Genomic DNA, 10,223 nt, shown 5'->3' on the forward strand with positions numbered 1-10,223 from the left:
TCTTGATTCGTTTTCGTAGGGTCAGGTCCAGACCAGCATAATCATTGGCACGGCAACGATGGTTACGATGATCGTCAGGGGCAAGCCCAGGCGCCAGTAATCACCAAATTCGTAGCCCCCCGGCTCCATAACCAGCGCGTTGGACTGGTGCCCTATCGGCGTCATAAAGGCACAGGAGGCACCAACCGCCACCGCCATCAACACCGCATCAGAGGGCATCTGCAATTCGCTGGCCAGGCTGAGAGCAATCGGCGCAACCACAATCGCAGCCGCTGCGTTGTTTACTACGTTGGATAACAGCGAAGTGCCCACCAGTATCATTACCAGGACAGAAGCAATCGAGAGATGTTCACCTAATACCAGCATTTGTGACGCTATCAGCGCTGCGCCACCCGTCGATTCCATCGCCTGGCCGACAGGTATCATGGCCGCCAGCAAAACGATCACCGACCAGTCAATCGCCTTGTAAGCTTCAGAAGCAGACATCAGCTTCACCAGCACCATTGCCACGGCGGCTGCCACCAGTGCAACGGGAGCAGAGAGAAGGCCTGAGACAATAACCGCAATACTGACGAGAAAGATGCCAGAAGCCATCACCGTGTTGCGAGGAGAACCCAGTTTTAACCCTCGCTCCGCCAGTGGCAGGCACCCGAGTTCTGCCAACGTGCCGCTCAGAGAATCCTCAAAGCCCTGCACCAGCAATATATCACCCGCATTGAACCTTATATCGCCAATGCGACGCTTAAGCCGTTGGCCCAATCGTGCTACGGCAACGATGTTGAGCTGATTGCGCTCCCGCAATCTCAGCCGGTTGGCGGTCTGCCCTACCAACGACGACTCCGGAGCAATAACGGCTTCCACCAGATACAGCTCGCCTTTCTCTATCCGTGCTGCCGCATTTTTGTCGTCCTTCCCGTTGCTCTTGCCAGCGCTATCGCTCACATCGCTAACGCTTTGTTCTTCGCTGTTTTTATCGTCGTTTATTTCTTCATCTTCGACAGCCTGATTCGCCAGCTCAAGCTTCGTTTTGTCCAGAAACACCTGCAAGCTGGAGGTGTCGGCTTCAACCAACAGCACATCCCCCTCACGCAGAATTTTATAGGTGGACGGAACCGCGTGTAAGTTCTCATCACGAATCAGGGCGAGAACAACAATATCCACTTCGTCTCCTGCGGTTTCCAGCAGACTGTGCAACGTCGAACCCGCGTGGTTTGAGTCTTTCGGCAGACGAAGCTCAGTCAGATATTCGCCAACGCTGAACAGTTTGGCATTCGCAGAGTTTTCTTCCCGACGAGGTGTGAGTCGCCAACCTACCAGAGTAATAAAGGCGATCCCCGCCAACGTAATCGCCACGCCAACCGGAGCAAAGTCAAACAATCCGAAGGTACCGCCTTCACGGTAGGAGGCAATGATGATGTTGGGCGGCGTGCCGATTAGGGTCATGGTGCCGCCCAGCAAGGACCCGAAGGCCAGGGGCATTAGCAGCAGTGAGGGCGAGCGCCCTGCCTCCCGGGACATCCAGATAGCCACCGGCATCAGTAACGCCAACGCGCCCACGTTGTTAATAAAGCCGGAGCATAGCGCGACTACACTGGTCAACGTGAACACCTGAAGTGTAGGCCGATGGCCGATCTTTCCCAGAAGCCGAGCGATATTATCCACCACACCGCCATTCACGAGCCCCTGGCTGATCACGAGAACAGCAGCCACAGTGATCACCGCCGGATGACCAAACCCCGCAAACAACTCTTCAGTTGGGACCAGCCCGGATATGGCAACCGCCAGCAAGGCAAGCATAGCCACCACATCAAAACGGATGCGGTTCCAAACAAACATGGCAAGGGTGATTCCGAGCACCGCAAACACAATGCCTTGCTCGATACTCAAGGGCGCTCTCCTATTACTGGGCTGGTACCAGAATATAGCAAAGCCCAAAAACAAAAACCCCGCAAACTGTCTCCAGTTACGGGGTTTTCATGCTCCCGGAACAAGTCCGGGAGCGGTCTATCTCAAGCCGTAAACCGTTCGATTAACCGAACTGGTTCATAGTGTTGTCAGAACCACCGGCTTTCAGCGCAGCATCACCTGCGAAGAATTCCTTGTGGTCATCACCAATGTTAGAACCAGCCATATCCTGGTGCTTAACAGTCGCGATGCCCTGACGGATTTCTTCACGCTGTACGCCTTTAACGTAAGCCAGCATGCCTTCAGCACCGAAGTAGCCTTTGGCCAGGTTGTCGGTAGACAGGGCCGCAGTGTGGTAAGTCGGCAGAGTGATCAGGTGGTGGAATACACCAGCTTCACGGGCTGCGTCGCGCTGGAAGTTAGCAGTCCACTCGTCAGCCTGCTTGCCCAGTTCAGTGTTGTCGTACTCTACGCTCATCAGCTTGGCGCGGTCGTAGGCAGATACATCCTTGCCTTCTTCCTTCATTGCGTCGAATACCTGCTGACGGAAGTTCAGAGTCCAGTTGAAGGACGGGCTGTTGTTGTAAACCAGCTTGGCATCGGGAACAACTTCCTTGATGCGGTTTACCATGGCAGCGATCTGACCAACGTGAGGCTTCTCAGTCTCGATCCACAGCATGTCGGCGCCGTTCTGCAGGCTGGCGATACAGTCCATAACAACGCGGTCTTCACCAGAGCCTTCCTTGAACTGGAACAGGCCAGATGCCAGACGCTTGGGCTTAACCAGCTTGCCGTTCTGCTTGATCACAACGTCGCCGTTGTTGATGTCTTCAGCCTTCTCGATAATGTCGCCATCGATGAAGCTGTTGTACTGGTCACCCAGGTCGCCTGGCTCGTTGGTTACAGCGATCTGCTTGGTCAGGCCAGCACCCAGTGAGTCAGTACGTGCAACGATAACACCGTCGTCAACACCCAGCTCAAGGAACGCCAAACGTACAGCGTTGATCTTGGACAGGAAGTCGGCGTGAGGAACGGTTACTTTACCGTCCTGGTGGCCACACTGCTTCTCGTCAGATACCTGGTTTTCGATCTGGATTGCGCAAGCGCCCGCTTCGATCATCTGCTTGGCCAGCAGGTAGGTCGCTTCGTCGTTACCGAAACCGGCATCGATGTCGGCAATGATCGGCACAACGTGAGTTTCGTGATTGTCGATCTGCTTGATCAGCTCTTCTGCCTTGGCAGTGTCGCCTGCATTTTCAGCAGCTTCCAGATCACGGAACAGGTGGTTCAGTTCCCATGCATCAGCCTGACGCAGGAAGGTGTACAGCTCTTCGATCAGGCTGGAAACAGCCGTTTTCTCATGCATGGACTGGTCAGGCAGAGGCCCGAACTCAGAACGCAGAGCAGCAACCATCCAACCAGACAGGTACAGGTAACGACGCTTGGTGGAACCGAAGTGCTTCTTGATAGCGATCAGCTTCTGCTGGCCGATAAAACCGTGCCAGCAACCCAGAGACTGGGTGTACTTGGAAGAGTCGGCGTCATAAGCAGCCATATCTTCACGCATGACCTTCGCAGTGTACTTGGCGATGTCCAGACCAGTCTTGAATTTGTTCTGGGCGCGCATGCGAGCAGCGTGCTTAGGGTTAATCGCGTGCCAGGTCGGGTTTTGCTTCAGTACTGAAGCAATAGTATCGACGTCTTTTGCGTATGGCATGGTCTCGATCCTTGGTGTGTTGATGAATGGGGTTGATGACTTTAGCCCGGGCAGATCACCGGGCTGGATATCAGTGTTGGCAGTACTTTAATGCCTCAGATCTTATAATTGAAATTTATATGATCTATTTTCAGCATTCACCCCATGAATGACTGATGCGATCATTTTTCCAAACAAGCGGTCAGGACTGGCACAGCACAACCAGCCGATCCCCAGGCTGCAACTCAAGATACTGCCTGCGTGGAGGATTCAGCAGTAGATGCCTGCCACGAGCATCTGCAGTGGCGCGGAATACGCCAAGGGCCACTTCACCCTCAGCAGCCAGCACCTTTTCCAGCACGTGGAAGTCGGCGCTCGCTGGCAGCGGATAATCATCAGGATTACTGAACCGGATCTCACCGCCACCTACCGTAAACAGCTCGTCCAGTACCGCTCTGAGTTCCCGACGCAGTGCTACCTGCGCAAGGATATGGCTGAGTATCATCGGGCTGATGAGCACTTCACTCTGGTGACCATAAAGCAGTTGGCGGTTGTCCGGATCACTCAGTTCCATAATCAACTGAGGGCGCCCGGGCGACTCTGCCAGTATGTCTTCGAGCTGAAGATAGCCAACCATGGTCCGTGCATCTGCCTCTTCTCCAGAAGCCAACCGATCACTACTAAGCAGTATAATCGTGTCGTAGCTGGCAGGGTTGATCAGGCGCAATTCATCCTCAACCATGTAGTCCGCTTCGATATGACTGTACGCATCCAGAAGTTTGCCTTTGGCATAACGGCTGAGCGCCTGTTCACGCTCAGATACTGGTACAGCGGAAACAATATCCAGCACAGGTTGTCCGGAGCCATAACTGGCAAACTCGGCCATCAGACTGGGTACTCTTCGATTCCAGCCAAGCAACAGAACACGATGCCCCTCCAGACCTTCGCCGCGCACAGAGCGTTTCGCTTCCCCACGATTTATCCGGGGTAATGCCTCGGCTTTCGGATTCGCATCCGTTTCAGAATAATCTCGGGCCATCATGACAACCCTATCCTCAGCCTCTATTCGTGTATCAGACGGCGCTGCCAAACGGATATCCCAACCCTGCTCACTGCTGCGAAGCAGTCCAAGAATGATCACATTCGGGCGCTCAGCTGCCAGCTCTCCGAGGGACAGGCCCGCCACTGTTTCGCCACCCCGAACGTAGATCTCGTTACCTTCGCCCGCCGTGAGCAACTCGTTGTATATTTCAGACAACCCCGGATGCATTACGTTTTGCACCATCAGGCGGCTGATCGTCGCATTACCTGCGACCACTTCGATGGGACCGGGATAGGCGCGCTCAACCACGGGAAGCTTGCGGACATCCTGAATCTCTGCGACTACAAAAGGCAGGGGCGCCTGGTACTGCCTTGCCTGAGCGGCAATCGACAGCAGGGCCTTAACGGTTTCCACATCCGAGGTGATCAAGCTTCCCGCTTCGTAAACCGCGCTGGGCACTATCACTGCCGCTGCATCAAGGCAGGCGACCCGGTGCAAGGCATCCGGTTGAATGGCAGAACCGGAGCGCAGGATAACCTGCCGGGCACGGCGCCCGATGCCGGGTTCATTGCGCAGTTCATGGACCTGTTCCGCAGAGGCTTCTTCCGATAGCACCACCAGATTCAATTTTTGGGTGTCATGCTTCTCGAGAAACCGGCGCATACGCCCGGATGAGCCCAGCAGCTCTGAGAGCAAAGGCAAGGTTTGGCTGGTCCAGCCCAGCACAACCACGTGCGCCTTCAGGGTAACTGGCGTAAGACCGCGCTCAAGCTCTGCCATTTTGGCAATCAGCCAGCGGGTCAAAATAGCCACCAGGGTGCCCATGAACACCACGTATCCGCTGATGGTCAGTAGCGTTGAGACAAAGCGTTGCCACGTACCTACATCATCTCCCAGATAACCGGGGTCCGTCAGGCGCAGAAACGCCCACCAGACGGCCGAGCCAGGATCATCGAAGTCACCGCCTTGGGGGACCACCAGAAGCCCACCGATCAACGAGATCAAACCGATAAAAATACCCACCACCAACAGCTGGAAGCCTGCACCCTTCACCAACTGCCGCTCAACAATAAATTTTACTCGATCAACCACGCGAAACGGCAATATGGCGGTTTTTTTCATGTCTGGGCTCCGGTGAGCGTTGGGTTCTGCTTAGCCATGGGTAGCAAAGGCAGCTCAAGGGCTTCCCGCAGAGTGGGCGTAAACTGCAAAACGCCCTCCACCGGCCCAAGGCCGCTGCGTGCGAGCGCGCGCTGGGGCTGGGACTGCAAATCAGCAATCACAATACGGGTGCCGTCGTTCCTGCAGGTGCCAACCAGTTTGTTGAGGGCCGACAGGCCACCCGCATCCAGAACCGTAACGCCATCCATGTACAGAATAATCCCCTCAACATTGCGGGACAGCTCAGCAAGCTCTCCAAAAATACGGTCCGCCGCTGCGAAAAACAGCGGACCATTGATTTTAAACACCCGCCAGCCTGCCGGCAGGTTTTCATCACTGACCCGGTTACCGGTAGTGATGTCTGTAACCTTGGTCATTTCTGCCATTTCACGCATGAATAGCACCGCCGCCAGCAGAACGCCGGTGGTAATGGCAATAACCATGTCCAGTGCCACAGTGAGGGTAAAACAGGTGAGGAATACCCACACATCGCTGCGCGGCGCGGTTTTCAGCAGGCGCACCGCCTTGGGTGCTTCGCTCATATTCCAGGCCACCATAATCAACAAAGCGGCCATGGCGGGCATAGGTAGGTAAGCCAAAATACCCGCCAGCGACACCAGGGCCAGTAGTACCACAATGGCATGGATCATGGCGGCGACCGGTGATTCAGCACCAGCACGGTAATTGGCGGCAGAGCGTGCAATGGCAGCTGTTGCAGTTATACCCCCGAAAAACGGCACAATAATATTACCCAACCCCTGCCCCATCAGTTCGCTGTTGGCGCTGTGGCGCTTACCGGTCATGCCATCGAGCACCACAGCACAGAGCAGGGATTCGATCGCGCCAAGCATGGCTATGGCGAAAGCAGCCGGTAAGAGCTCCCTCACCATGCCCCAGGAAAAGCCGAGGGCGTTACCACTGGCATCTGCCTGCTGCCAGGGCCAGGCGAATTCCGGCAAAAACGGCGGGATGCCCGCGCCCGTGCCGCCACCAGGCAATAAATAGCTGAAGCGCGACCCAATCGTATCCACTGAGGCACCATTGGCGTTTAACCATATGGCAAGGAGACTACCCACAATCACAGCTGGCAGGTGCGGCGGAACCGGGGTTCTGAGCCGTGGCCAGATCAGCATGATCGCAAGCGTAACCAAGGCCACCAAAGCGCTCATGCTATCCAGAGCAGGAAAGCTCTGCGCCAGCACCGCCAGCTTGTCCCAATAATGTTCCGGCATACTCTCAACAGGCAAGCCCAAAAAATCACTCACCTGCAGAGTTGCAATCACCACGGCAATGCCGCTGGTAAATCCAAGAGTGACGGATTCAGGAATGTATTCTATGAAGCGACCCAGCCGCATGAGTGCCATGATCACCAACAGCACACCCGACATCAGCGTGGCGAGCAAAAGTCCCCCAAGACCATAGGTTTGGGCAATGGGGTAAAGAATAACCACAAACGCCGCCGTCGGGCCCGAGACACTGAAGCGGCTACCACCCGTCAGGGCAATGATAAAACCGGCAATGAACGCCGTATAAAGACCGTACTGAGGCGCAACGCCACTGGCGATCGCCAAGGCCATGGCCAGGGGTATGGCAATGATCCCCACGGTAACGCCAGCCATGAGATCACGCAGAAACCGGCGGCTGTTGTAGGGTTGGTCAATGCAGGCCTCCCGGAAAGCATGGGCAAGCCGGAGAGAAAAAAGATGGGCGCGATGGGGCATACTGGCCTCGAGTCTGGAAATACATACAAGTAGCGAGGCCTTACATCATATATAATTTTTTCATGAAAAGTTTGTTCATCACCGCACTGGCACTACTAACGGGCACCCTGGCTGGGTGTGCAGCCACATTCCATTCCAGCAAAAGCAGCACAGAGACGAGGCCAGAGACTCTTTACGAGACTCGCTTGGTAGATGCCAATAGCGGCATGCAGCTTAGCGTTGAAGCCCTCGCTCAAAAGCTTGCCCATACCGATGTAATTGTCATTGGCGAATACCATGGCCATCAGGCAGCCCATTTGCTGCAATCGCGGATTCAGGCTGCCCTCTATCGCCAACAACCTCTACAAGTGCTCTCCATGGAACAGTTTAATCTGGACAACCAGACCGCGGTTGATGCCTACCTCGATGGTAAAACCGGCGAAACTGAATTCTTTGAAGACAGCGGTGCCTGGGATAATTATCGAGCCTCCTACCGGCCGCTGGTGGAGTTCGCACGGCAGCATGGCCTGCCCATAGTGGCTGCCAATGCGCCTGCAGCCGTAGTGCGCTGCGTCGGGCGCACAGGGCCGGGCTACCTGAACAAGCTGCCAGCCAACGAACGCGCACAGTTGCCCGGCAATGCATTTATGGACACCCCTGCCTACCGGGACAAATTCAGCGCCGCTATTACTAGCAGCCACAGCGCTGCAGGCGAGGCCATGAGCGAGCGTATGCTCAGCACCTATAAGGCCCAATTACTGCGCGACAACACCATGGCCAGCCGCATATTAAGTGCCCACAAGGAGCACCCCAACGCACAGATTATTCACACCACCGGCACCTTCCACAGCGAAGAGCATCTGGGAACCGTTGCACTTCTCCGCCAGCGGGCACCGGATGTTTCAGTTGCAGTGATTTCACCGGTAGTATGGCCAGCGGATGCAGAAAAGGCGCCAGTGGAAAAATTCAGGAATAAAGGCGACTTCCTCTACTTCATCCAGCCTTTGCCGCAGGAGTTTCTTGATGAAGATCGCGAACGCAAAGCGATGTCCGCAAGGTTCCAGCGCCCCAACAACGAAACGTGTCAGGAAGATTCCCCATGAAAGTTCTAGTTGCCCTGATTTTGGGTGTTAGCGCCATTATTTCAGCCTCACTCATCAGCGATGGCCTCACAGACCTGCGCACCGGTGATCGCTATGTAACCGTGAAAGGCGTGGCGGAACGGGAAGTGAACGCCGATCTGGCCTTATGGCCAATTCGGTTCGTAGCGACTGGCGCCAGCCTAAGTGAGGCCCAGGACAAAGCCCGTAACAGCCGCAACGCCATCATGGCATTTCTGAAACTGCAGGCCATCGGTGACAACTCAGTGGAGCTGCAGCGCCTTGATGTAACCGACACCCGCGCCAACCCATACCAGGACAACAATAACGAACAGAAATTCATCGTCAGCCAAACCCTGATGGTGCGCAGCGACGACATTCAAAAGATTCGCCAGGCCGCACAGGGCGTAAGCGAGCTGGTGGATTCCGGCGTGGTGTTGTCTTCAGACTACGGCCCAAGTGGCCCAACCTATCTGTTCAACGGCCTGAACGACATCAAACCCGCCATGATTGCCGAAGCCACGGCCTCCGCACGCGAAGCCGCCAGCCAGTTTGCCGAGGATGCAAAGACCGAGCTGGGCGATCTTCGCAGGGCCAATCAGGGCGTATTCCAGATACTGGCCAGGGATCAAGCGCCAGGGGTGTCTGAGCAACAGCACCCGGTAAAGACCGTGCGGGTGGTTTCTACCGTTGAGTATTATTTGCGGTAGCTTACACACGGACCAGCTGGAAGATCGCATGGTTCGGTGTTATTGCAATAATGAAGAGGTCACGCGATTACATAGCCTGAAAGCCTGAGCACGCATAAGGTATTGTTATTAGATGTTATTTTTGCAGCGGCCAGAAAGGGGCTGAATGAATTGTGGAAGTCACGTTTGTGCCGTGAAAGTTACTTCCACCTAACCACTGTTATATGTCAGGGAGACACGGAGTTTGAGTCAAAAGTTGTCAGTCTTCACGTCTTCCTTTCTACTTGGGAGCGTACCTTGCTTCATCTCCGTTGCCAAAAACGGATCAAAAGGCCTGGTCGATTTCGTGGGTTCTATCGACGCTTCTGACCCAACAGTTCTTTACCTGCTGGCTCTTTTTCTGATTCAGCTTGTCGTGTCAGGTCTTGGACATTTTAAGCCTGGTTATAAGCCTGGGGTGAATCAAAGATTTCGATTTTACTATGCAGTAGTGAACAGCGTTGGCCCTGGAATTACCTGCTTAACTCAAGTGGTTTCTGGAGCCATTTTTGCTGCGGCTTGTGTCGCATCGTGGAAGTATCAAGAGGCTGGTATTTGGATGGTCATCGGTCTCTGGATCATGTGGCCGCTTTTCTTGGCGGGGGCTGTGAATCTGGATCGGGTGAACCGATATGCAGTCGAGTGGCAGAACTGACATATAACCAGTTGTTGCAGTTCGTTCCGGGCCTGGCGGCCCTCCACCGGATGCCCTTTTCGCTGCGCTACAAGGGCACCGCTGAACAAAGGCGTTATGTGGTCACCACTTGGCTCTTGTTAAATTTTATTAATGGTGTCAGTCGGCACAGTTACCAGCACGAAATTCTCCGTTAAGAAAATCTGCTATGGTCAAAAAACATCCAGATTTACGGAGATATTGAAATGGAAGTAGGC

Annotated in this window: 7 protein-coding genes; 3 read left to right on the forward strand and 4 right to left on the reverse strand. The window is 54.8% G+C overall.

Annotation, left to right across the window (positions count from 1 at the left end; all coding sequences use genetic code 11):
- Nucleotides 1-21 precede the first annotated feature (21 nt).
- From RG807_RS04970 to dauA, 4 genes are all read right to left on the reverse strand, one after another.
- Nucleotides 22-1,887: an SLC13 family permease gene (locus RG807_RS04970; protein ID WP_309043886.1), complete on the reverse strand. Its 1,866-nt coding sequence runs from the start codon at nucleotides 1,885-1,887 to the stop codon at nucleotides 22-24.
- Between the two features lie 142 nt (nucleotides 1,888-2,029).
- A complete protein-coding gene (locus RG807_RS04975; RefSeq protein ID WP_309043887.1) occupies nucleotides 2,030-3,622 on the reverse strand; it encodes an isocitrate lyase in 1,593 nt (530 codons plus the stop codon).
- 181 nt (nucleotides 3,623-3,803) lie between these two features.
- Nucleotides 3,804-5,750, reverse strand: a complete 1,947-nt coding sequence (locus RG807_RS04980) for a CASTOR/POLLUX-related putative ion channel (protein ID WP_309043911.1) — start codon at nucleotides 5,748-5,750, stop codon at nucleotides 3,804-3,806.
- 11 nt (nucleotides 5,751-5,761) lie between these two features.
- Nucleotides 5,762-7,525 carry a C4-dicarboxylic acid transporter DauA gene (gene dauA / locus RG807_RS04985; protein ID WP_309043888.1) on the reverse strand — a complete coding sequence of 588 codons (1,764 nt, stop codon included), beginning with the start codon at nucleotides 7,523-7,525 and terminating at the stop codon, nucleotides 5,762-5,764.
- Between the two features lie 62 nt (nucleotides 7,526-7,587).
- On the opposite strand from dauA, the gene RG807_RS04990 reads away from it, so the two are divergent.
- From RG807_RS04990 to RG807_RS05000, 3 genes are all read left to right on the forward strand, one after another.
- Nucleotides 7,588-8,607, forward strand: coding sequence for a ChaN family lipoprotein (locus RG807_RS04990; RefSeq protein ID WP_309043889.1), 1,020 nt, complete (start codon nucleotides 7,588-7,590; stop codon nucleotides 8,605-8,607).
- Nucleotides 8,604-9,314, forward strand: a complete 711-nt coding sequence (locus RG807_RS04995; protein WP_309043890.1) for an SIMPL domain-containing protein — start codon at nucleotides 8,604-8,606, stop codon at nucleotides 9,312-9,314. Before RG807_RS04990 ends, RG807_RS04995 begins: the two co-directional genes overlap by 4 nt.
- A gap of 223 nt (nucleotides 9,315-9,537) precedes the next feature.
- Nucleotides 9,538-9,987 carry a hypothetical protein gene (locus RG807_RS05000; RefSeq protein WP_309043891.1) on the forward strand — a complete coding sequence of 150 codons (450 nt, stop codon included), beginning with the start codon at nucleotides 9,538-9,540 and terminating at the stop codon, nucleotides 9,985-9,987.
- Nucleotides 9,988-10,223: the final 236 nt, after the last annotated feature.

Source organism: Marinobacter sediminicola, from assembly GCF_031157525.1.
GTDB classification, from domain to species: Bacteria; Pseudomonadota; Gammaproteobacteria; order Pseudomonadales; family Oleiphilaceae; genus Marinobacter; species Marinobacter sediminicola.